This window comes from Helicobacter winghamensis ATCC BAA-430 (assembly GCF_028751035.1).
In the GTDB taxonomy this organism is placed as follows: Bacteria; Campylobacterota; Campylobacteria; order Campylobacterales; family Helicobacteraceae; genus Helicobacter_D; species Helicobacter_D winghamensis.
In genome coordinates, this window is sequence record NZ_CP063533.1 from 496,322 (window position 1) to 518,481 (window position 22,160).

Consider the following 22,160-nt stretch of genomic DNA (forward strand, 5'->3'; position numbering starts at 1 on the left):
CCTTTTCTTAGAGAGGTGTCCGAGTGGTTGAAGGAGCACGCCTGGAACGCGTGTAAGGTGCAAGTCTTCGAGGGTTCGAATCCCTTCCTCTCTGCCAGAATTTTAAACTTTTTAATTCTTTATTACAATTACCACTTATTTTTAAACACATCTCTTACAACCTTTCATATTGTTATTTTTTAAATTCGTTACCAAATGTAACTTCTAAATTAAATTTATAAAATATACTTAATCTTTTTATAAAACTTAATAAATCCCTATAATATGGAATTTATTTTTATATTTTTCTTTACATAATAAAAATGATTTTTATTTCATTTAAAAAATAGTAACAATATCACTTAAAATTTAAAAGAATTTATTATAAAATGGCAAGGTTTAAAATCAAAATCACACTTCAAACAAAGGAGAAAAATAATGGAAAAAACATTGAATAATCATTCTAATATGATTGATATTCCTGCGGGGGGGGGGGCATTTAAGAGATATTTAGCTCCATTTACTAGCAAGGCAATTTATTATAGCGTTCTTGCAACTTCACTTTCTACTTTTATCTTTCACTCGCAAGCTTATGCACAATCAAATGATGAAAAATCTGTTCCACAAATTATTGCTTCAAATATTAAAAATCCTTCAGCAAGATCTAGTGCTAATCAATTGCAAACTAGCAATACAATTAAGACTGGAGTTCAAGTTGGTAGTCAATTTCACGATACTAGCGCTGGTGGGAGTGTAGATTTAACAGGGAAAACACAGGTTGATAATCTAACACTTAGTCATCAGGGGATTGATATTGAGAAATACAATAATCAAAATCAAAAACCAACAAGATTATTTACAACAACAGAAATGAAATTTAATAATCTTAAAATAGCAAATCTTACTTCTAATGGAGATGCAGGGTTTGGGTTTGTAATTTCACCAGATAAGGATTGGCTAAACATAATAACAAAGTTTATTGAATACAGCAATGTTGCACATTTTCATTTGTTTAAGCTTAAGGGTGATTCTTTAACTATTGGTAAGATTGAAAATAAACAGCATTTGGAGATTGAAGCGGACACTTTAAATATCAACAAAGGCATAACAACTGATTATGGCTCCCTTAAAATTAAATTTAAAGAAGGAATAATTAATGGAAAAATAGGATTTTATGGTGTTAGTAATCCTATTTTTGACATAGCGAGTAATGGTAATGGTCGAAAAAGTTTTGCAACAGATGATCTTTATATTGAAACTACCAATGGAACAATAGCAGCAGATATTAGCACCAAAGGGGCAAGTCGCGCAAAAATATTTTTAAATGGTGGAGGGAAAATCACAGGAAATATAACTCTTGAAGATGATACACAAAATATGGAAATTAAAATAGAAAAAGATAGTGGATCTCTTTTAGGTGCAAGTACAAGTTGGTATGATTCTTTTTTTCATATCATTTCAGACAATGGAAAAATAGAAGGCGATATAACTATAAAGGGGGGAGATAAAGAGATTGTTGATGCATACAGAAAACATTACAACAGAAATAGTTTAGGATTTTATTTAATAGGTGATAAAGCAGAAATGAGTGGAAATATTTATGTGCAAAATCAGCTAGCTAGTCTGAGTTTTCTATCACTTGCAGGAAATGCTAAGATGACAGGAGATATTAAAGTTGGTGAAAAAGATCACTTTAGTATCTATAATGACAGATATTTCCCTGATGGAATAGGGCTTGACTATGGCACTAACAACCTAGTCTCTGGAAAGATTACAAATAGGGGGTATTTGGATGTTAGTGGTCAAACCGAGCAAGGATTGACTATCCAACAAACCATTGACAACATTGGAGGAACTCTTGCTGTAAGGAATGTTAATTGGGATGGAGATAAAAATATAAACGGCATTAAATTTCTACGTGGAGGAAAAGATGGCAATGTTGGCACTGATGCACACTTTAAAAACATAAATGGTGGAAAAATAGCAATTGACGGCTGGGATTTTAGAGAAAAAGAGGGTAATGGTAGAATTGTAATAGATACAGGAAATGGTGGGAATGACGGCACAAGAGAGCAGAATTTAAATAAAGTAGCTTTTGGCTCATATTTTGATGTTAATGGTAACATTATTCGCTCAACACAATGGGTAGATGGTAAAGAGATTCCTAGAACCATCACCCTCTTTGGCGATGATAAAATCTTCGCTAAAGGCTCTTATGTCCAATACCTTGTTTTAACCCCTGAAGAAGAAAAGGATCTTAAAGATGGAAAAATCAGTATCTATGATAAAGACGGCAGACATAATGTAGCAGGACATTTTATTGAAGGGGGAGCAGGAGCTAATGGAGAAAGTAACTTTGCAACCTTACTCCATGAAGGAAAAGTCATTAAACTTAGTGTTGGTGGTGGAGATACTATTGCACCTGTTGTTCAAGCAGATGGTTTAATTGGTGAATTAAAAGTTAATGATGATACTCCCGGCTCCACTATTGGTTCTAATCAAATTAATGCACTAAATACTAATATGACACAAACCTTTAACACCCTTAAAGAAATCTCTACTAAAACTTTTAGAACAGAGCATACTAATCTCTCAAGCTATAATACTCTAAAAGAACAAGTAGCTTATGCTCTTTATAATCATTCTAAAAATGCTTCAAAGAATAATTCTTTAGATAACAATCCTACAAACAAGAATCTTTCTAGTAATAATTTAAAAAATCATACCAATAATAATCTCTTGAGTTATAATGCAAAGAATTCTTTAAATGATAATATAAATCTATTGGATAATACTAGTAACCCAGGTAATACAAATATTGCTAGTAATGTAAGTAATATAAATGCTTTGACAAATCCTGCAAGCAACACTTCAGGGAATAACACTTTAAGCAATGTTTCAAATAACACTAACTTAGAAGCTTATGCCACAGATGAACAAATTACTACTTATGCTACTTATGCACAAGCTGGTGCATCTGATGCTTTACTCTATGATGAAATCAATAAAGGCTATACAGATTTAGATCTCTTAAGAGCCTTAGATGATATTTTTATTAAGCAAAATAAAAAAGAAAGTGATCTTTATACTTATGCAGTGCCTTATTATAATTACATTAAAGATAAATCTTTAGGATTAGGCACCACAAAAACAAATAGTTATGGATTGCTAGCTGGAGGACAATTAAATTCTAATTATGGAGTTTATGGCTTTTATATTAATTTAGAAAACTCTAAGAGAGAAAACAACACAACAAGCACAGATACAGATAGCACAAGTTATTTAGCAGGATTAACTTATTACAATGCCTTCCATAGATTTTCTAATAAAGAACTCTATGTTAGTCTTAATACAATGCTAGGAACTACAAAGAGTGATGTCTCTATGATAGATAGTGATTCTTATAAAGATGATTTTGACTTTGATTCATTAAATTATGGAGCAGAACTAAGAGCTGGAGTTAATATTTATAATGTCTTAACTAATAGTTATTGGACACCAGAGTTAGGTTTAATCTATACAGGAATGGCAGTAGATTCTTATGAGATTAAACATACAAAGCTTACAGAATATTATGATAAAACAACAATTAATCTCTTAGAAGGGGTTGCAGGATTAAGATTCCATCACGCTTATAATCAAACTACACGCTTTAATGCAGCACTAGGAGCTAAGTTTAGACTCTATGATGATGCAAAAAGTCAAATGAAAATTGCAGGAGAGACATTAGCAAATCCTTTGTTTGCTACAAGAGATATTAAACTTCCAGATACTTCTTATTATGTGCAATTTGGTCTTGTTAAACTTCTAGGAGATAATGTAGAGTTAAGTCTAAACTATCAAGGAAACTTTGCAAAAGATATTCAAGGACATACTGCCTTTGCTAGAATTGGATATTGGTGGTAAGGAGAGAAAATGCAAAGAATAATACTAACTTTACAACAAGAGAAACAAATAAAACAAAACAAAAGTCTAAGCTATCAAATACAGCAGGCTTTACAACAAAATAAACAAAGCAAACAACAAATAAAACAAGTTAAACAAATCAACAAACAAAACAAAAAGACTTCCTATGAAGTCTTTAAAACAACACTAACTTCTTTTTTAGGATTATGTTTATTAGGAAGTTTAAATCTTGCACAAGCAAAAGACAATTTTAATCCTAGTAAAGAATATAAACAAAATTGTTCTATCTGTCATGGAGCAAATGGATTAAAAGCTCCACCTGGAGGTAGAGAAACACAACTTATTGGTGCAATGCTAAAAGATTATGTGTATCAAAGACTTATTGATTATGCAAGTGATAAAGGAGGAACACCGGGAAATAACTTTATTATGTTTGCAGTAATGGATGAATACCAATACACTAAAGAAGAAATCAAACAACTAGCAGAGTATATTACAGATTTAGGGCATAAGGAGATGGAGTAAAAATAAGTTTTAGAAGCTTCTTTAAGGGAGTTTTATAACTCCCATTCCTTGAAGCCCCGTAACAATCATTTGGATTCCAACTGCCACGATGAAGATTAATGAAATGCGTGAAAGAACGAAAAGCACTAAGTGCCCTAAAATTTTTTCAATCATAGCAGAAAAATAAAATAAAATTAGTAAAAACACAAATGCTGTAATCACTGCTCCAGCTGCAATAAGCATATTGCTTTTCTCAGCAATAATAATCACCGTAGATAAAGTTCCCGGTCCTACAAGCATAGGAAATGCCATAGGAATAACGCTATGTTTTAAAAGCTCGCTAAATTCTAAATCTTTGTAGTTAGAAAAATCTTGCTGTGTTTGAGAAAAAAGTAAGTTTTTTAAACTCATTACGCCAATGACTAAACCACCTGCTACACGCAAACTATCTAAATTAACGCGAAAAAGATATTGCATAATAAAAGAACCACTAAATAAAAAAAGCAAAACAATCAAAAACGCCACCCATAAAATATTACGAAAAAGCTTTTGGCGTAGGCGAATGGGAACTTGTTCTGTCATTGCAATAAATAAGGGGAGATTGCCAAAAGGGTTTAAAACGGCAATGATTGTAACAGTTGCCACACCAATGATATAGGTAACAGATTCTATGTTTTCAAACATTTTGCACCTTTAAAAGTAATTTTGGATTCTAGCATTTATGTGAAAAATTACGCAAGTGTTTTTTGGATAAACTACAAATTGAAATTTAAAAGATTGGAATCTAAAACACTACTTTTTGCAAACTCTACAAAGGGAATAATAAAATAAGGCATACCTAAATGCTCACCTTGTTTGCTTTCATTTAAAGAAAGGATTAATAAAAAATCGCAAAATTCCCTTTCTTTGCCAAGTTTATTTAAGCGCATTTCTAGCGTTTGTGTGAAAGGCGCACAAAGGATTCCAAGCGATAAAGAAGGAATGTAAAAATCAAGCTTATCAGTGTAAAAAAACTTTAGCTTAAAATGGTAAAGTAATTCTAAAAACACCATATTTTCAAAAAGTAGGTTAAAGTTGCGTTCAAATGAGACTGCGTTTTTTAAAGTAAAATCCCAAAAATAAAGTTTTTTAGGAGCTGAAGCGTGTTCAAACTTCTCTAGCCAAAATAAGATTCCGCCTTTTTCTAAGGTTTGCGCATAAGTGTAGAATCTGTCTTTTGAGAGCTTACCTTCTTTTTTGAGCTTAGAATATACATAATAAGGCGTTACCTTTTGCCCTAAATGTAAAATGAGATTCCGTAATATCCAAAAATCTGTTGGACTAGAAGCGAGTAGTTTTAAAAACTCTCCCTTTTTTTGCTCATTTAATTGTTCAAATAAATTGCCAAATTTTAAATATTGCGTTAGGGCTTCTTCTTGTGGGATTTTGCGCATTGCTAGAAATTCTGCAAAGGTAATGGGGGGCATTTTGAGATTGTGAAATCCTTGTAAAGGGGTGCTAGAGATTACAATTAAAAAAGAAAGTTTAAAATCAAGTGGAATTAAGGGAGTGTAATTATCCAAAATCAAAATAGAAATATTTTTTTCTTTTAAAAATTGTTGAATATTTTCTAAATCCTTTAGTGGATTTAAGCGCGTGTCATTGCAGTCAATGTAGAGTTTTTTCAATGCGCTAAAATGTGGTTGATTGAAGTAGTGTAGCACAAAGTCTGTTTTGCCTATTCCATTTGCACCATAAATGCAAGTGTTGTTTTGAAGCTTTAGAATAACTTGTCTGTGGAATCGTAAATTTAATTTAGGATAGGATTCTAAGATTTTTTCAAGCATTGTATGCCTTTAGCTAAATTTTGTTTATTATAACAAGATTCTAAATGCAATAAAAAGCAAAAATGAAGTTGTCTAAAAGTATAATTTGCGTTTTTAATTGCGAGGTTTGTAATGTCTAAAATTGAAACGAAATATATTTTTGTAACAGGCGGTGTGTTAAGCTCTTTGGGTAAGGGAATTACTTCATCATCTATTGCAACACTTTTAAAGCATTCTGGCTTTAAAGTTGGAATCTTAAAAATAGATCCTTATATCAATGTAGATCCCGGCACAATGAGTCCGCTAGAACACGGCGAAGTGTTTGTAACACACGATGGAGCAGAGACGGATTTAGACATAGGGCATTATGAGAGATTTTTGAATATGAATTTCTCTTCAAAAAATAATTTCACAACAGGGCAGGTGTATCTAAGTGTAATAGATAGGGAGCGCAAAGGTGGGTATCTAGGTAAAACAATCCAAGTTATACCGCATATTGTTGATGAGATAAAGCGTAGAATCCGCCTTGCAGGGGAAGAAAATGAGATTTTAGTAGTGGAGCTTGGAGGAACGGTTGGTGATATTGAGGGTTTGCCTTTTTTAGAAGCAATGCGCGAGATGAAACACGAATATGGAATGGAGAGAGTGATAAGCCTGCATGTAACACTTATTCCACTAATCCGTGCAGCAGGAGAGCTAAAGACAAAGCCTACACAACATAGTGTGCAAGAGCTAAGGCGTATAGGAATCACGCCACAAATTATTATCGCACGCACTGAAAAAGAGATTCCAAAAGAGCTCAAAAGCAAGCTTTCTATGAGTTGCGATGTGGATTATGATTGCGTGATTATGGCACAAGATGCAAAGAGTATTTATCAAATGCCACTTAATTTTTTAAAAGAGGGCGTTTTGGTGCCGATTGCTAGATTTTTAAAGCTTCCTGAATTTAGCCCAGATATGAAAGAATGGGATTTGCTAGTTAAGCAGATTTTAGCACCACAAAATGAAGTCAAAATCGCCTTTGTAGGAAAATATTTAAGTTTAAAAGAATCTTATAAATCGCTCATTGAAGCCTTAATCCACGCCGGAGCAAACTTGGATACAAAGGTAGATATTCAATGGATTGATAGCGAAGAGCTAGAGAAAAATGAAGAAGCGTTAGAGCAGTTAAAATATGTAGATGGAATCCTAGTTCCAGGAGGATTTGGAGAGCGGGGGATTAATGGAAAAATGCGCGCAATTACTTTTGCTAGAGAAAATAAAATTCCATTTTTGGGGATTTGTCTTGGAATGCAACTAGCAATCTTGGAGTATTGTCGCAATGTTTTAGGGATAAAAGATGCAGATTCTATGGAGTTTAATCCTGCAACAAAAGAGCCAGCAATTTATCTGATAGAAAATTTCATAGATCAAGCAGGAAATCAGCAAGTCCGCACACATACTTCGCCTATGGGCGGAACTATGCGGCTTGGTGAGTATGAATGCCAAACTAAAGAAAACAGCAAGCTGCAAGCTGCATATCAAGGGCAAAAAGTAATCAAAGAACGCCATCGCCACCGCTATGAAGCAAATCCAAAATACAGAGAAAGGTTAGAAACTAATGGAATGGTAGTAAGTGGGGAGAGTAATGGGCTAATTGAAGCAGTAGAGCTTGAAAATCATCCGTGGTTTGTGGCAGTTCAATTTCACCCAGAATTTACTTCAAGATTGCAAGCTCCAAATTGTGTAATTTTAGAGTTTATCAAACAATCTCTTGAATTTGCACGAAATTAAATATTTTTTTATGATTCCGCATTTTAAAAAACTTGATTTTAGGGAAGTGGAATCGCTTTTAAAACAGCGTTTTGATAAAGAAGAGATTAAGTCTTTAAAAGATTTGCCAAAGCCTGAAAAATTAAAGAATTTACTAGAGATAGCAGGGCGTATAAAGCTGGCGATAGATACGAAAAAGCGCATTGTTGTTGTGGGAGATTATGATGTTGATGGGGTTGTTTCTTGTGCAATTTTGCACGCATTTTTTAAGAAATTACAATATCCTATTTTAGTTGAGATTCCAAATCGCTTTAGCGATGGCTACGGGCTTTCAAAGTCCGTGATCTCGCGGTTAGATTGTGATGTAATCATCACAGTGGACAACGGGATTAATGCCATTGAAGCAGCTGAGATTTGCAAAAATAGAGGGATTGAGTTATTAATTACAGATCACCATACCCCCCAAGAGATTTTACCAAATGCGTTAATTTGTAATCCAAAGTTGTCTAAAGATTTCCCAGAGCCTGAAATTTGCGGAGCTTGTGTGGCGTGGTATTTGTGTGCAGCTCTAAAACAAGTGATGGGTATTGATGTGGCGATGGGAGATTTCCTAGATTTGCTTGCTTTAGCGATTGTAAGTGATGTTATGCCCTTACTTGGAATGAATCGTGTGCTTTTAAAAAAGGGATTGGAAGTTTTAAAGAGCAGTCAAAGAACGGCATTTATACACTTAAAAGAGCGGTTTTGTAAATATAAAATTGATGGGCAACTTATTAGCTATTATATTGCGCCATTGCTAAATTGTGCTGGGAGAATGGATAGCGCAATGCTTGCTTATCGTTTTTTGATTACAGAAGATAAGGTGGATTCTAAAAAGTTATTAGAGAAGCTTTTGAGTATTAATACAGAGCGCAAAGAGTTACAAAATATAATTTATACAGAAGCTAAAGAGTCGTTTTGTAAGCAGAAAAATTATCAAAAACTCCCTGTGATTTTAGTTTATAGCCCTAGCTGGCACGAAGGGATTGTTGGAATTATCGCAGCGCGTTTGAGTGAAGAGTTTTGTAAGCCCTGCATTGTTTTGTCTCAAAAGAATGGAATCTTAAAAGGAAGTATGCGTTCTAGTTATACAGATTGTATGGAGGTTCTAGAAAGCACAAGAGAGCATTTAGTAGCATTTGGTGGGCATTTTGGAGCAGCTGGATTAAGCTTAAAGAAAGAATCCTTGGAGGCTTTTAAGAAAGCGTTAATGTGCTTTAATTATAAACAAGAAAGAATGGAGTCTAATTTTTCTGAAGCTTTAGGGTATTTGCCGCTTAGTGTTGTGGGAAAAGAGTTTTTTGCGATGATACAGAGTTTCGAGCCTTTTGGCTGTGCAAATGCGATTCCAAAGTTTTATACAAAGGCTAAGATTGTAAATGTGCGATATTTTGGTGAAAAACATAGTAGAATAATTTTAAAAGAAGGCATAACCAAATGTGAAGCAGTGGTATTTAATAAAGATTTAAGAGAGGCACAAGATAGAGAGATTGCCTGTTTATATTATTTGCAATGGGACAATTACAGGCAAGATGTAGTGTTGCATTTAGAGCATTATGCTTTTTTGTAAAAGCTATATAAGAGCGCTGGGAGTAAAATAAGCGCACTTGCAAGCATTAGAAGCATAACAAGAGTGGTTAGGAATCCAAAGTAAATCGTTGGGATAAAATTGCTAGTCATCATCATACAAAATCCTACAACGATGATCAAAGTTGTGTAATACATTGCATTTCCAATAGAGCTATGGGAGTTTAGAAGTGCTTGCTCTAAAGGATGGATTTTAAATTCAGCCATAAAGCGATGGATATAGTGAATCACATCATCTACTCCAATTCCTAGCGCAATGGCGGCAATTGTTACCCCCATTAAATCTAGTGGAATCCCACTTATTCCTAAGATTCCAAAGATTGTTCCTAAAGGAATCAAATTTGTCAAGAGAGCAATTATGGCAAGCTTAAAACTTCTAAAAATTAAAATAAAAACTAGAAAAATCATACCAATAACAAAACTTAGAGTATCTACTTGTGATGCAATTAGATTTTGAAGGAGATTGTTATAAAGCACCATTGCGCCATTAACTTCTAACTTGACATTTTCATTTTTTAAGAGTTCTTGTAAGTCAGCTTTGATTTGCGTGATAAAAGCGTTGCGTTCTAAGTTTGGATTAGAATCAAAAGTGCGGAGAGAAAAGCGGAGTTGATTTTCTTGTATGTTTGCATAAGGTGTGAAAAGTTGGGCTTTTAGATCTGGGGAGACATTTTTATATAAAAAGGCAATAGTAAAGTCATCTGCGCCAATACCCAGATTATCTAAAAGCATTGATAGGCTATGCAAGCTTAAGATTGATCCGATATATGGGTTAGTTTGTAAGTAGCTATGCACACTTTTTGCAATGCGGAGCTTTTGGCTGTCAAACCAATAAGCATCTTGGGATTCTAAAGCGGTAAATTCTGCTTCAAATTCTGATTCAAAAGAATTTGTGGAATCTTTTTTATCTGTATTAATAAAAGTTACAAGGATTTCTAAAGGCACTGTTCCGCCCAATTCCTGATCAATTTTTAAAAGCCCTTGTTTGATTGCGCTAGAGTCTTTGAAATAATTTACAAAACTATTTTCCACTTTTAAATTTTGGATTCCATATAGGCTAAAAGCTATACAAAGCAAGGAAATAGTGTAGATTGTTTTTGATTTTTTTATTGCAAGATTTGCACACAAGTGTAAAAGAGATTCTTGGATTGTTGAGAGTTTTGCAATTTTTTTAGGCTTAGGAATTAAGGCTAAAACACTAGCAAAGAGTATAAAAGTGAAAATTAATGCTACGCTTACGCCTAAACTCATCACAATTCCTAAATGAATAATGGGCAAAATATTAGAATATACAAGACTTAAAAAGCCAATCATTGTGGTAAGCACTGCAAAAAAACTCGGAGCTTGTTTGCTAATTAAAGTGGCATATAACAGACTTTTTTGTGTGGCATTTGGGAATTTTTCATAAAACTCTAAATATGCTACAATTAAATGTACCACTAAGGAAACATTAATAATTAATAAAAGTGAAACATAATTAGAAGAAACTACTGTGATTTGATAGCCAAGTGCCGCAAAAATTCCACTGCTTAGAACAAGGGTAAAAAAGCAGATTCCAAGTGTGAGTGCTACAAATTGCCAGTTTCTAAAAAATATCCAAAGCATAAATGCTAAAATTACGCTAAGTGTGGTGCCATAGGTGATCAAATCAGACTTCACATAGGCAATCATATCGCTAGCAATTAGTGGAATCCCTCCAATTTCTAAACCTTCATATTTCTTTTGCAAAGCTTTGAGTGCTTGAATTGTGGAATCGTTTTGCGCTTGAAGTCGTTTTTTTTCCAGAGTTATGAGTGTTTGAATTTCTTTTTTTTCAAACTCTGAAGTTGCTGTATTTTTAAGATTTTTTAGATTTTCTAAGTGGGGGCTATCTTTGAGTGTGATAACAATTCCAGCAGTTTTTGCATCCTTTGCGATTAAATTTTGCAAGAAAAAAGGGTGATTTAGAATCTCTTTTTTGGCAAGATTTAAATCTATTTTTTCAGAAAGTAAAGTAGGGCTAAGTTTGAGTGTTTCTTGTAAGTCTAAGTTTGGTATGCTTTTGAGCAAGGGTGCATTTAGAATGCTTAACACATTTTGCACTTGTGGGATTGCATTTAAATCAGCATTGAGTTTTTTTAAAGTTTCTAGTGAGCTAGGTGAGAATATATCGCCACTTTTTGGACTAAAAGCAAGGATTAAAAAATCTTTAGCGGAGTAGTTTTTTAAAATAGATTCATAGGTTTTAAAGTCTTTATCATTTTCTAAAATCAAACTATCAGAACTTGCATCAATGGGAAGCTTTAAAGCAAAGAATCCAAAAATGAAAAACAAAGCCACGCAAACAAATAAAAAGCGTTTTGGTGCATGCAGGATTTTTTTATAAAAGCGTGCAAAAAGTTTTGAGAAAGCGCTTCCTATAAGTTTTTGAGATTTAAATATATTATTTTGTTTCAAAAGAAATTTCACTTTGTAGACCATCTAAAAGCGCATTGAAATCAGACTTTGCTAAAAAATCGCTAATTTGTGAGCGGTAAGTTTGGATTACGCTAACGCCTAGAATATCCACATCATAAATTTTCCAATCTTTTTTATTATCATAGAATTTAAAGGTAATGTAATTTACCTTGCCATCTAAAATAAGAGAAGTTTTGAGATTGTAGCGATTGCTTTTTGGCTGGTCTCCTCCAACAACTTCCATTTTTTCATCTTTATAGAGTTTGAGTTTGTCTGTAAAGTTTTTTTTGAGATTTCTTTCAAAGCTTTCACGAAAGGCTTTAAATTGTTCTGGTGTTAAGGTTTTGTAATATTGTGAGAGCGCGAGTTGGCTCATAAGATTATAATCAAATATTGGATCAAAAAGCACAAAGATTTGATTTGCCACTTGTTGAATATTGGCTTCATCTTTTGGTGTGTTTTGCGTTGTTTTTGGGAGTTTTTGCAAGATACGCAAAGTTGTGTTAATGTTTGTTTTCATTGTGCTATCAATTTTGTCAAATTCTATGCTAAAACTAAGACTAATTAGAAAAATCCAAGCAAATAAAAGTTTTGTTAATGTTTTCATAAATCTCCTTTGATAAGTTCATTGCGACGCTGAAAGTAAGCAGCACGCATTAAAATATAGTCATCACCAATTGCTCCTTGTCGTAAGCTATCAATTGTATCTTTATGGTATGCAATATAGTTAAACTCTTTAAATGCAGAGCTAGCCACACTAAGACTTGTTGGATTAAGATAAGTAGTTGGATTTGCTAATGCATTTAAGGGTATTGCAATGGTATCGCGTATGCTACTAGGTCCTAAAATAGGCAAAACAAGATAAGCTCCACTGCCTATTCCCCATTTTCCAAAAGTAACTCCAAAATCAATTTTGTGAGAATATAGCCCATTTTGTGAGGCAACATCAAAAAGCCCTAAAATTCCAGCAGAGGAATTGAGCGCAAAACGCCCTAATTCATCCATTGCTTCTTTAGGTTGAAAGGCAAGTAAATGTGCCAAAAAGCGCAAGGGTGAAGTAAGATTTTCAAAGAAATTATAAATTCCATAGCGATAGCCTAGTGGAATAGCTTTGTTATAAGTGTTTAGTAGTGGATTGAGTGCATAATCATAAAAACCCCAATTTACTCTGTGTATAAAGTGATTGTAGTCATAAAGTGGATCATTTGATTTTTTTATGCTGTATTCTTGTTCAAAATCTTGTAAGAAATCTGCGGAATCCTGTGCATAAACAGAGATGCTAAAAGTCAATAAAATCCCTAAAATTAATCCTTTAAACATTGATTACCCCTAAATGTATTGTGTGATTTTTGCAATAAGACTTTGTGTATCAAGTCCTAGTTTTGCTTCAATTTTTTCTATTTTTCCATGTGAAATAAAAGCATCTTCAAATTCAAAAGAAATGATGTGGATTTGCAATGCGTTTTCTTGTGCAAATGCGCTTAGAATTTGTCCAATACCACCTATTTTTGCACTATCGCTAAAGATAAACCATTTTCTGTGAGTTTTAGCAAGAGTATTTAAGGCTTCTTTATCTAAAGGTTTTGCAAAACGCAAATCCACTAAACTAGCATTTATCCCTTGTTTTTCTAGCTCCAATAAGCATTTATGCGCGCGTCCAACCCCATTGCCATAACCTAGCAATAAAATTTCAGTATTGCATTCTTTTAGAATTTCTAATTTTCCATATTTAAAGGGCGTCTTATTAAAAATCCCTTCTTGGAGTAAAAACTCCTTTCTAGGGTAACGAAATGCACAAGGTCCGCTTGAATAATCTTTTGCAAATTCTACTGCTAAAGAGAGTGTAGCTAAATCACGAGGGGCAAAGAGAGTGAAGTTTGGAATCATATTTAAATAGCTAATATCAAATGCGCCTTGGTGTGTTTCGCCGTCTTCTCCTACGATTCCAGCCCTATCAATAGCAAATTTCACAGGCATTTTCATAATGCTAACATCATGAATTAACTGATCAAAAGCGCGTTGTAAAAAGGTAGAATAAATCGCCACAAAGGGCTTTAAGCCTTCTTTTGCTAGGGAGCTTGCTTGCGTGGTTGCGTGCTGTTCGGCAATGGCAACATCCCAAAAGCGTTTTGGATAGGCTTTTATAAGTTTATCTAAGCCTGTGCCACTAGGCATTGCTGCTGTAATTCCTACAATATTGGAATCGGTTTTTGCAAACTCTAGCAAGGATTCTGCAAAAACAGAAGTTGGAGTTTTTGAGTTGCTTTTTAAAAGTGCTTCACCTTTTACTGGGTCAAATGGGCTAACTCCGTGCCATTGCTCTAAATGTCCTTCAGCTGGAGTGTAGCCTTTGCCTTTTAGGGTTTGCGCATGAACAACGATTGGTTTTTGAGTGTTTTTGGCAAGCTTTAGGGTATTTATGATTTCTTTGAGATTATGCCCATCAATAGGTCCTATATATTCTAATCCTAATTCTTCAAATAAAATTCCTGGAGTAATGAGCTTTAAAGACTCTTCAAAACGCTTTGCAATATAAGTTGCATTTGGCATTTTATTAATTGCGCTTCCAATTTTATTTTTAATCCCTTGCACAAACTTTCCTGCAATAATTTGGGAGAGATATTTGCTAATTGCGCCAATGGGTTCAGCAATGCTCATTTCATTATCATTAAGAATAATAACCATTGGATATTTGCGATCTCCTAGTTCATTTAATGCTTCATAGGCAAGTCCTGCACTCATTGCCCCATCTCCAATAAGTGCCACTGGAATCTGCTTGCTTCCCTTTAGGTTGAAAGCCTTTGCGGCACCAACGCCAAGTGAAATAGAGGTAGAGCTATGTCCAGCAATAAAGTAATCTTGCACGCTCTCGCTTGGTTTTGTAAAGCCACTAATTCCATCACTTTGCCGTAATGTTTCAAAGGAATCCCAACGCCCTGTTAAGAGTTTATGTGCATAAGCTTGATGGCTGACATCAAAGATAAAAGGATCATTTGGATTATCAAATACGCAATGCATTGCTATAATTAACTCCACTGCGCCAAGTGTTGAGCTAAGGTGTCCTCCATTTTTAGAAACAACTTCTAAAATTCTCTTACGCATAAGCTGTGCTAGCGTGTTTAAGGCGGCATAATCCTCTTCGCTAAATACATCTTTGTGTAGAATTTCTAGATATTTTGGATCAAGTGGCATTAGGATTTATTCTCCAAAATAGATTTTTTTAGAGTTTCAAAGCGCATAAAGATATTGCCATCAATATTGCCTTCATTGCTTAAAATGACGACTCCACCTTTAGCAATAGCTGGGTCTGCTTCAAGATGAACATTGTTTAAATCTTTTAAAGACTCTTTAAGTTCTTCTAAATCTCCGGGGAAAACTTTAAGTGTAACTTGTGTATTCTGTGCTATATCTTGTAAAAGTGTTCTTGCAAGTGCTGATGCAATTTTTGCGCTGTTTGTGTTGATTTCAGCAGTAATAACTTCTTTTGCAATATCAAGGGCTATGGAGCTTAATTCTTTTTCTAAAGTTAAAATATGATTTTTAGATTCCAAAATATTTGTATCTATGCGTTGAATACTTAGAGCATAAAGTTCTTTTTGGCTATTAATTTGCGCTTCAAGCTCTTGTTTTGCTTTTTGGTAGCCTTCATTGTAGCCTTGCTCTTTTGCTTCATTTCTCGCAAGAGATACTTTTTCATTAATTTCTTTTTCTTGTTTATCAAATTGTTCTTGGAGTTTTTGTAGAGATTCTGCAAGCACATCACTTTTTTGTAGAATTTTATCTACAACTTCTGTTTCAAATAGTTTGAGCGCTGGTGCATCAATGCTTTGTTCAATCGGTGGTTGCGGGGTTTCTACAATTTGCATTGTAGGTTGTGGTTTGGGTGTTTCTTCTTGGATACTAGATTCCATATTAGGTTGGGATTCCGCCTTTGGAGCAATTTCCATATTGCGAAAATTGTATTTTTTAATATCGTGCCGATTCTTATGTTGTTCTGTGATGATATTTTCGTGTTCGCTAATATTATTCAATGGTATCCTCTTGTTCTCCAATTTGGATAATGCCCTGCTCAGAGAGTGATTGAACGGTTTCTACGATTCTGCGTTGTGCAGCTTCTACATCTTTAACCTTCACTGCACCTAAGAATTGCATTTCCTCTAAAAATTGTTCTCCTGCCCTTTGGGACATATTAGACATAAACTTTTGCTTCAATTCTTCTGGAGATGCTTTGAGCGCTAGAATTAAATCTTTTTTGTCAATGATTTTCAAGATCTCTCTAATTGCATTATTGTCAAGTTTTTCAATATCTTCAAAGGTAAACATCATTTCTTTAATGGCAACAGCAAGTTGATCGTCAATCTGTTCAATGTAGGCAATAGTAGCTTTTGCTGCTTTTTGTCCTAGTCGATTAAAGACTTCTGCAACAGCACGAATTCCACCCACTTCAACTTTATAACTTGTGAGTGATTCTAATTTATTTTCTAGCACGGTTGATACGCGCTTTACAACATTTGGTGAAATATCCCCTAAGTTTGCCATACGGATCGCAATCTCGGCACGCAAATCATCTGAAAAGAAATTTAGCGTTTCTGCTGCATTTGTGGGATCCATATGTGCTAGGATAAGCGCGATGGTTTGTGGGTGCTCGTGGATAATAAAATCTGAGAGCTGTTGTGGGCGGACGCGTGAGAGATATGCAAAGTTTTGGGAAGATTGCATAGATTTTGCAAGCTTGTCTAAAACCTTTTTAGCAGCTTCTGGTCCAAGTGTGCGATAAAGCAATTCTTTAGCGTATTCAAAACCGCCTGTAGAGATATATTGATTGGATTGAAAAATTGCATAAAATTCTTCTAAAATTGCCGCAGCAATCACCTTATCAACGCCGGAATTTTGTGCAATGTATTTAGAGATTTCTGTAATGGAATCTAAATCAAGATGGGAAAAAATTTCTCCTGTGAGTTCATCGCCTAATTGCACAAGTAAAATGGCAATTTTTTCTGCCATTGAGAGTTCATCATATTGTGATTGTTGGCGAGGGCTTAATGAAATGGAAGGCATTAGCGTTTTCCTCCTATATTGTCAATTCCTAGTTCATCATGCACTAGCGTCTGGAATAAGTTTGCAAGCTCGGCTGGTTTTTCCATTGTGAGCTCTTTAATTTTTTCTAAAAGCACATTATACTTGATTTCATCTTCATTTCCGCCATTTCCAAAGCCAAGTTGATCTTCAATTCTGCGACGCATTTCATTTAAGCGGTCACTATTTTCTTCTTCATCTTCATCAATCTTAATAAGTGATTCCAATTCTTCTTCTTCATCAGCTTTTGCTTCAAGCATTCTTTCACTAAATGGAACAATAACCTTTTTATAAAAGAAGAATAGAATAATTCCTACAAGTACATATTTAAGCAGTGGCATAAAAGGTTCTAAAAGCTTTGCAGAAGCCTCCAAGAAACGCTCTAATGGGGTGCGCGCTTTAAAGCCAGAGAGTTGTCCATTTAGTTGAAAGTTGCTTACAGACACTTCATCTCCTCTTTGATTATTGTATCCGATTGCTTGACGCACAAGAGCGGAGATTTTTGTCATATCTTCTTCATTAAGTGCAATATATTTAAGTTGTTCAACACCTTCTTCATTAAGCTCTTTCTCATAGCGACCATCTACAACAACAGCGGCAGATAATCTGCGGATTGTAGCAAATTCTCCTTTTATGTTTGAAATAGTTTTACTGATTTCAAAATTTGTTGTATTTTGAGTTTTTTCATATTTTTCTTTTGTGTTGTCATCTTCTAATCCTTGAACAGGACCTATGTTGCTTACAACCCCCGGAACTCCACCAATTTCTTTAGGACGGAATCCTTCGCGTTTTTCTTCTAAGTCTTGAATGCTACGCACAACATTGTTGGGATCATAATATTCTTGTGTGCTTTCTTTTTGAGCGAAGTCAAATTCTGCAGTAACTTTTGCTACAACACCTTCTCTTCCCCCTGCAATAGGAGACAGGATATTAACAATCTTTTCTTCTAGAGCGTGTTCAAAATCTGTTTTATAGCGGAGTTGTGCCACAGCTAGTTCTCTAGCACCTCCAAGCTCATCAAGCTCACTTAGGGGCTCACCTTTTTCATTAACGACTTCAACATTTTGAATGGTTAGGTTTGGCACAGCGGAAGAAACAATATTTTTAATTCCTGAAATTTGCTTAGGCGTTAGAGTTTGTGCAGGTTTAAAAACAAGCACAACAGATGCTGTGGGTGGTGTTTGTTCGCTAATAAAGACGGTTTTTTCAGGCTGGGCTAAATGAACGGTTGCTTTTTGAATAGGAGCTAAGCTCTCAATGGTGCGTGCAAGTTCTCCTTCAATTGCGCGTAAATATTTAATGCGCTGGTCAAAATCTGTTGCGCCAAAATCTTTTGTATCAAAAATTTCAAAGCCAATTTTGCTACTTTTTGGGATTCCATTGCTTGCAAGCTTCATTCTTTCTTCATAAACAAATTCTTGCGGAATTAAAATAGTGTTATCTTTTGGGATTTTATAAGGAATTTTATCTTGTTGGAGTTGTTGGATAATTAAAGCACCATCTTCTGGGCTAACCCCTTCAAATAAAACCGCATAACCTGGATATAAAATTCCTGTTTTATTGCTGGTAGAATTCCACACAATAAGCGCAGAGATGAAGCCTACTACAACAACAATTGTCGCTAAAATAACGATTTTTTGTTTTTTGTTTAGTTTTTTATAAAGGTTTCTAATTTGTTCAAAAAGTGCTTTTAAATCCAAAGTCTAGTGCCTACTTTTTCTTAAGATATGTATTAAAAAGTGTGAAAAATTTTTCATTTTGCTTTGGAGTGCCAATAGTGATTCTAATCGCATTTAAGCCATAGCTTGTTAGATTTCTAACAATCATTCCTTTTTTAAATAAATGCTCTGAAATTTCTTTGGAATCTAGCGGTGTTTCAAAATAATAGGTAATGAAATTTGTGTAACTTGGAGTAAAGTTAAAACTATTTTGTTTAGCAAAATCTTCAAATAATGGCATTTGTTCTAAATTATTTTGCATACTTTTTTGAATATGCTCTTCATCTTTAAGGGCGGCAATGGCTGCTGCAAGAGATGGTGTGGTAATGTTAAAAGGTGGGCGAAGTTTTGAAAGTGCTTGGATAATTTCTACATTTGCGATTCCATATCCTATACGCATTCCACCTAATCCATAGGCTTTAGAAAAAGTGCCTGTATAAATCACATTTGAAAAAGTATCAATAAGAGCTTTAGGATCAAGTGCTTTGTTGGAATCTTTTGCTTTTGCGTATTCTTGGTAAGCACCATCAATGATAACTAGGCAATTAGAATCAATGTGCTTCAAAAAATCAAAAACTTCTTTTGAGCCTAAACATTCCCCTAATGGGTTATTGGGAATACATAAGAATATAACTGCTGGTTTATGTATCTTATAACATTCTAAAAATTCTTGTAAATTATGTGTGTGGCTTGGCGTGCGGATAATCTCAGCTCCAACAGCTTTTGCGTAGATTTCATACATTGCAAAAGTGGTTTTTGCCATTAAAATTTTACTTGTATGATTTGCTTTGGCGTGAATACAAAATTCTATGATTTGATCGCTACCAGCACCGATTATTAGAGTATTGTTTGGAATATTAAAATGTTTTGCCAAACCTTCTTTTAGGGCATACATAGAATCATCGGGGTATAAATGTGCATTTTGCGCTGCCTGTATGATCGCATTAATTGCATTTTTGCTAGCCCCTAGTGGATTTTCATTTGAAGCAAGCTTAACTACTTCATTTTCCTTAATTCCATATTCTCTAACTACAAGTTCAATAGGAAGCCCCGCCTCATAAGTCTTAATGGAATCCAAAGCTGTATTAAAAGTCATTATTTAAAACCCCAACAAAAAATAATCTGCTATTGTAGCAAAAAATTAGTCTAAAAACATAAAAACTATAAAATCATACGCATCATATCTATAAATTGATCTATATTACCTTGTGTAACATAGTAATCCACGCCTTTTTCCCTAATTTCTGTAAGAATTAAACTGCTAGCGTTTTTAGGCATAATGGCGCAAAATTTTGGCGTGCAGACACTCTCGCTAAAGAGTTCAGTGTATTTTTGCATAAAACTTAAGAGATTCATCTCGCACACTTCCCATTCCATAACAATAACATGGTAATCTATGGGATTAGAAATACTTAAGTGATTATGAGGATCATTGGAAGTTGTGATTTGTAAATCACTATCAAAATTTTTTAAATATTCCTTATAACGCTTGCTATCATCTTTGGAATTTTGGATTAGAAGAATGTTTTTTCTAGAAAATGCTTCAAGGTATTTTAAAAGATCAAAAAGTTTTTTGGTTTCATTACGGATTTTGCTTTTATCTAGGCTGTGCAAAAAATATTTTAAAAATGTTTTTGAGCTATAAGTTCCAGTGATTCCAGCCTTAATAAAAAATCTTCGCACGCTTAAACTTCGCTTTGCCCTTTGCCAAAGAAGTGTATCTAAATCATAAGCCTTTGCGTTTAGAAGTTTAATAAAATCTTGTTTTAGGGCATTTGTTAAAGGAAGATAACCTTTTAGAAATTCTTCAAAAAATTTTTCAGAAAATTCATCTCTTGCTTTGGAAGCTTTTGCAAGCTTGTCTTTTTGTTCTGAGAGATAGTGGAGTAAATCTACATAGCGTTTGCGGAGCTTTTTGAGATTGCTTAGGGCTTGTGCATAAGCAGCACTACGGGTATCGCTGCGTTTTGCAAATTGATCTTCCATAGCTTTTAGTGTTGTTCCTAGAGCCGCTTGTTGGATTGTAGCACTTTTGATAATAGATTGTGTGCTTTCAATAAGCTCTTCCATTTTTACAAATTCTATTTGGCGTGCTAGAAAGATTTTTTCATAAGAATATTGTGGGGGATAGGAAGCCTTTTTAATAAAGGATTCATACTCTCTATCTAATGCGCCAAGTTCTGACTTTAGGTTTGTTAAAGCGGTGTTTGAAATGGTGCTATCTAACTCAAAAAGGTCATTATAAGCAGTAAATAAAAAGCGTTTAATGCGCAAAAAATCTAAGTCTTTTTTGGAATTAATATCTTTTTCGTAGCGTTTAATTAGATTTTCAACGCCACCAAAATGATCATAAATACAATCCTTAATGCTACGCGTTTGACGGATTACAAAGGCTTGATTAGGATTTTTTTTAGGACGCACGACATTAACGCGTGTTTTGTCATCGCTAAGTTCAAATTCCACTTCTAAATTTGGGGAGATTTCTTTTAAATCCGCGTCCCAAACGCTTAAATCAAACTCAAAGCGTCGTTTGTTATGTGCTTGTTCAATCAAACCGCGTTTTGCTTGCGCATTTAGTCCGATTAAATAACCAATCATTCTTTAACCCTTGCAATTGCCAAACATTAAATTAAATATTTTCGTAAGGCTGTATTATACCAAATATGCAAAAAGAGCAAAGCGCCCACAATTTAAATCGCGCCGATAAGAAAAAAAGCTAGAATCACAGCAAGTGCATTGTGGAGCGATTGTGTAGTGATTTATCAAATGCGATTCCAATTGTGCTTTAATCCCAGCAATTAAGTCCAAATAAAGCCTACCATTGCGTAAAATTCTGCCTTTTTCTAAAATTTCGCTGCTAAAAATATCTTCTCTAACTTCATAGCAGCATTTTCTAATAGAAGGTCCAATATACACAAAGAGTTCATCTAAACAACTATGAAATCGCTTTTGTAAGAGTTCTAGCGCATTTATTAAGATGCCCTTTTGTAAGCCAACACGCCCGCAATGAAGTAGTAGTAAAATCCCCTTTTTAGTGTCATAAAGCAAGATAGGATTGCAATCTGCCACCATAACCATACCTATTATGCCTTTTTGTGTGATTAAGATTCCATCTCCATCGCCTAACAGTTCTCCAGATTTTGCCTCTATAATAGTATTCCCGTGGATTTGGTTAAGATAGGCTAGATTTTTTAATTGAAAAGGCGAGATTATGGCACTTCTGTTTTTTAAAACATTTTCTTTGCAATCATTGCCAGCGTGAAAGGCGATATTTAGTGGAGAGTGGCTTAAGAATGCATACAATCCACTTGGTGTTTGGATTTGTGTTTTTTGCACGCTTAAAAAGTTGGAATCCAAA

General features: G+C 34.3%; 16 protein-coding genes and 1 tRNA gene. 5 read left to right on the forward strand and 12 right to left on the reverse strand.

Annotated features, from left to right (window positions below; genetic code table 11):
• Positions 1 to 9 precede the first annotated feature (9 nt).
• The 3 genes from IP358_RS02640 to IP358_RS02650 all read left to right on the forward strand — a co-directional run bounded on the left by IP358_RS02640 (position 10) and on the right by IP358_RS02650 (position 4,410).
• Positions 10 to 97: transfer RNA gene (locus IP358_RS02640), tRNA-Ser, on the forward strand.
• A gap of 320 nt (positions 98 to 417) precedes the next feature.
• Positions 418 to 3,885, forward strand: a complete 3,468-nt coding sequence (locus IP358_RS02645) for an autotransporter outer membrane beta-barrel domain-containing protein (protein WP_370525627.1) — start codon at positions 418 to 420, stop codon at positions 3,883 to 3,885.
• A 9-nt stretch (positions 3,886 to 3,894) separates the two neighbouring features.
• A complete protein-coding gene (locus IP358_RS02650) occupies positions 3,895 to 4,410 on the forward strand; it encodes a c-type cytochrome (protein ID WP_040498942.1) in 516 nt (171 codons plus the stop codon).
• A 21-nt stretch (positions 4,411 to 4,431) separates the two neighbouring features.
• On the opposite strand, the gene IP358_RS02655 is transcribed toward IP358_RS02650, so the two are convergent.
• Both IP358_RS02655 and IP358_RS02660 read right to left on the reverse strand, forming a co-directional pair.
• Positions 4,432 to 5,073: a MarC family protein gene (locus tag IP358_RS02655; RefSeq protein ID WP_370523455.1), complete on the reverse strand. Its 642-nt coding sequence runs from the start codon at positions 5,071 to 5,073 to the stop codon at positions 4,432 to 4,434.
• A gap of 71 nt (positions 5,074 to 5,144) precedes the next feature.
• The gene (locus IP358_RS02660) at positions 5,145 to 6,215 is read right to left on the reverse strand and encodes an ATP-binding protein (RefSeq protein ID WP_006801821.1); all 1,071 of its coding nucleotides are present in this window, start codon (positions 6,213 to 6,215) and stop codon (positions 5,145 to 5,147) included.
• A 111-nt stretch (positions 6,216 to 6,326) separates the two neighbouring features.
• On the opposite strand from IP358_RS02660, the gene IP358_RS02665 reads away from it, so the two are divergent.
• A complete protein-coding gene (locus IP358_RS02665) occupies positions 6,327 to 7,967 on the forward strand; it encodes a CTP synthase (protein WP_006801820.1) in 1,641 nt (546 codons plus the stop codon).
• A 10-nt stretch (positions 7,968 to 7,977) separates the two neighbouring features.
• The gene (gene recJ / locus IP358_RS02670; protein WP_040498360.1) at positions 7,978 to 9,555 is read left to right on the forward strand and encodes a single-stranded-DNA-specific exonuclease RecJ; all 1,578 of its coding nucleotides are present in this window, start codon (positions 7,978 to 7,980) and stop codon (positions 9,553 to 9,555) included.
• On the opposite strand, the gene IP358_RS02675 is transcribed toward recJ, so the two are convergent.
• The 10 genes from IP358_RS02675 to IP358_RS02720 form a co-directional block, all read right to left on the reverse strand.
• Positions 9,540 to 12,020: an efflux RND transporter permease subunit gene (locus IP358_RS02675; protein ID WP_248613340.1), complete on the reverse strand. Its 2,481-nt coding sequence runs from the start codon at positions 12,018 to 12,020 to the stop codon at positions 9,540 to 9,542. The genes recJ and IP358_RS02675 overlap by 16 nt on opposite strands.
• The gene (locus tag IP358_RS02680; RefSeq protein WP_040498232.1) at positions 11,995 to 12,615 is read right to left on the reverse strand and encodes a Tgt2/MlaC family protein; all 621 of its coding nucleotides are present in this window, start codon (positions 12,613 to 12,615) and stop codon (positions 11,995 to 11,997) included. Before IP358_RS02680 ends, IP358_RS02675 begins: the two co-directional genes overlap by 26 nt.
• Complete coding sequence (locus tag IP358_RS02685) at positions 12,612 to 13,328, reverse strand: MlaA family lipoprotein (RefSeq protein ID WP_006801816.1); 717 nt, start codon at positions 13,326 to 13,328, stop codon at positions 12,612 to 12,614. The genes IP358_RS02680 and IP358_RS02685 overlap by 4 nt, the downstream gene beginning before the upstream one ends.
• A 9-nt stretch (positions 13,329 to 13,337) precedes the next feature.
• Positions 13,338 to 15,200, reverse strand: coding sequence for a 1-deoxy-D-xylulose-5-phosphate synthase (dxs, locus tag IP358_RS02690; RefSeq protein ID WP_006801815.1), 1,863 nt, complete (start codon positions 15,198 to 15,200; stop codon positions 13,338 to 13,340).
• Complete coding sequence (fliH, locus tag IP358_RS02695; protein ID WP_006801814.1) at positions 15,200 to 16,039, reverse strand: flagellar assembly protein FliH; 840 nt, start codon at positions 16,037 to 16,039, stop codon at positions 15,200 to 15,202. The genes dxs and fliH overlap by 1 nt, the downstream gene beginning before the upstream one ends.
• Entirely contained in the window at positions 16,032 to 17,066 is a 1,035-nt protein-coding gene (fliG, locus tag IP358_RS02700; RefSeq protein WP_006801813.1) for a flagellar motor switch protein FliG, read from the reverse strand. The genes fliH and fliG overlap by 8 nt, the downstream gene beginning before the upstream one ends.
• Positions 17,066 to 18,784: a flagellar basal-body MS-ring/collar protein FliF gene (gene fliF / locus IP358_RS02705; protein ID WP_006801812.1), complete on the reverse strand. Its 1,719-nt coding sequence runs from the start codon at positions 18,782 to 18,784 to the stop codon at positions 17,066 to 17,068. The genes fliG and fliF overlap by 1 nt, the downstream gene beginning before the upstream one ends.
• A 10-nt stretch (positions 18,785 to 18,794) precedes the next feature.
• The gene (gene hisC, locus IP358_RS02710; RefSeq protein WP_006801811.1) at positions 18,795 to 19,898 is read right to left on the reverse strand and encodes a histidinol-phosphate transaminase; all 1,104 of its coding nucleotides are present in this window, start codon (positions 19,896 to 19,898) and stop codon (positions 18,795 to 18,797) included.
• A 65-nt stretch (positions 19,899 to 19,963) separates the two neighbouring features.
• Positions 19,964 to 21,400: a hypothetical protein gene (locus IP358_RS02715; RefSeq protein ID WP_006801810.1), complete on the reverse strand. Its 1,437-nt coding sequence runs from the start codon at positions 21,398 to 21,400 to the stop codon at positions 19,964 to 19,966.
• Positions 21,401 to 21,454: 54 nt separating this feature from the next.
• Entirely contained in the window at positions 21,455 to 22,159 is a 705-nt protein-coding gene (locus IP358_RS02720) for a polyphenol oxidase family protein (RefSeq protein WP_006801809.1), read from the reverse strand.
• Position 22,160: the final 1 nt, after the last annotated feature.